Origin of the sequence: Flavobacterium sp., assembly GCF_029242675.1 — a bacterium.
In the GTDB taxonomy this organism is placed as follows: domain Bacteria; phylum Bacteroidota; class Bacteroidia; order Flavobacteriales; family Flavobacteriaceae; genus Flavobacterium.
On the sequence record NZ_JAQWTM010000181.1, the window covers coordinates 1 to 1574 of the forward strand.

At 31.6% G+C, this 1574-nt stretch carries 2 protein-coding genes; both read left to right on the plus strand.

The annotated features are described in order from the left end of the window. The coding region (locus P8M54_RS06980) for a DUF2480 family protein (RefSeq protein WP_300286611.1) at positions 1 to 381 on the plus strand (381 nt) is incomplete at its 5' end. Positions 382 to 827: 446 nt separating this feature from the next. Then, a partial coding sequence (locus P8M54_RS06985) for a DUF3078 domain-containing protein (RefSeq protein WP_300286613.1) occupies positions 828 to 1574 on the plus strand: 747 nt, incomplete at its 3' end.

Sequence of the window (1574 nt, forward strand, 5' to 3'; positions counted from 1 at the left end):
GAAAAAGACTTTAGAGAACATTTAAAAAATCACGATTGGACTCAATATCAAGATCAGCTTGTAGCTATACATTGCAGCACTGATGCTATTGTTCCTGCATGGGCTTCAATATTAGTCACCATACAATTAGCACCATTTGCATCAAAGATTGTAAATGGTACTATAGAAGATCTTGACGCAGCATTATACGAAGGTCTACTAGCAAATGTTGATTATAGCGTTTATAAAAATAAGGCTGTAATTATTAAAGGTTGTTCTAAAAAACCGGTTCCTATGCGTGCTTATGTTATTGCTGCAAGCAATTTACAAACATATGCAAGGAGTATTATGTACGGTGAGGCCTGTTCTGCAGTGCCACTTTACAAAGCTCCAAAGCTGTAATCAAAGTAATATATCCTAGCGCAAATTATAATATTCAAGCAATTGCTTCACTATTATAATTTGCGCTATTTTCATTCAGTACCATATCCATTATACTCTTAAAATGGTTATTTAACGATTATTTATACAGTTGGTCTAAAAATTAATTAACTTTTTATTAACTTTTGAATTGAGTGTAATTTCAGACTTCTTTCATTAATTCTTACAGCAATAATACAGCACCTTTTGCACAAGTTTTTTATTATAAATAACTGAAAGTCAACTTTTTAAATTCAGTGAATAACATTTTAATTTAAAATCGAGTACTTAATTTAAGTTGTCATTTTAAAATAAACTACTGTATGTAAAATACTATTATAAATTAAATAACTATCTGTAAAACAGTATTATACAAAATACTTCACTTTAATATATTTAATTACATTTGTGTTTTTAAAACAAACACTATGAAAAAATCATTAGCAACACTCCTATTTGTTTTCACAATATTTGTGAGTAATGCACAAGAAGAAGCTGTAAAGGATTCAACAAAATTATGGACCAAGAAAGGTAATATTTCCTTGTTATTCAATCAATCATCTTACAACAAGCAATGGCTGGGTGGAGGAACCTCAAATATTGCAGGAAACTTTGGTTTGAATTACGACTTCAATTATAAGAAAGAGGATATCGTTTGGGACAATAAATTCATACTTGCTTATGGTTTGAGTAAAATTAAAGGCGACCAACAAACAGCAAAAACAGATGACAGACTTGAATTGAACTCATTATGGGGAAAGAAAGCGTCAGGCAACTGGTACTATTCTGCGTACTTTAATTTTAAGAGTCAATTAGATACCGGTTTAGACAAGGATGGTACACGCATTTCACACTTTTTCTCACCGGCTTATTTTCAAGTGGGTCCAGGTATGTTATGGAAAAAGAATGACAATTTAAGCGTAAATTTTGCTCCAGCTGCCGCAAAAGCAATTTTTGTTCACAGTCACTTTACTGAGCTTGGATCTTCTTTTGGTGTATTACAAGGGGATACCTCACGTTTTGAATTTGGAGCCAGTATTTCTGCTTATTACAAATTTGTGGTGATGAGTAATGTTTCTATCGAAAACAGACTGAATTTGTATTCGAATTATCTTGATAATCCACAAAACGTTGATATCGATTACCAAATGAATGTGGTCATGAAAATCAACAAA